The sequence below is a fragment of the Mycolicibacterium sp. P4_G11 genome (assembly GCF_056555145.1).
This window is the reverse complement of sequence record NZ_JBFUJW010000035.1, coordinates 1-373: the sequence shown is the minus strand read 5'-3', so window position 1 is coordinate 373 and position 373 is coordinate 1. Positions and strand designations below refer to the sequence as shown.

The window sequence follows — 373 nt, the reverse complement described above, 5'->3', positions numbered from 1 at the left end:
CGGCGGAGACGATCAGGTCCGGGGCATGGGCCTCTACGGCCTCGGTGAGCGCGCGGTCCCAGTCGGCACGGTCGGCGTGCTCGCGCAGCGCGATGCGGAAGTCGGCGATGCCGGCGGCGCGCGCGTGGAGCGCGGCGTCACAGTCCCGGTCGACGCCGACGGCCACGATGCGGGCTGGGTAGTCGTCGACCGCGGCCGCGATCAGCGACTGCAGCAGGCTTCCGGTACCGGAAGCGAGGACCACGACCCGGGCCGGCGTGGAAGCGCCGGGCCGGAAGTACTCACGCGAGGCTGTCAGCGCTCTACTCCTGTGTGCGGACCATCGGCCGGAAGTGACCGGCCGCAGTGAATGCTAGTCGCTGCCCGGCCGGGC

At 73.2% G+C, this 373-nt stretch carries 1 protein-coding gene; it reads right to left on the bottom strand.

The window, feature by feature from the left end:
- Positions 1-298, bottom strand: a 298-nt coding sequence (locus AC1U2B_RS28630; protein WP_480219441.1) for a formyltransferase family protein, incomplete at its 3' end; no start/stop codon positions are given.
- Positions 299-373: the final 75 nt, after the last annotated feature.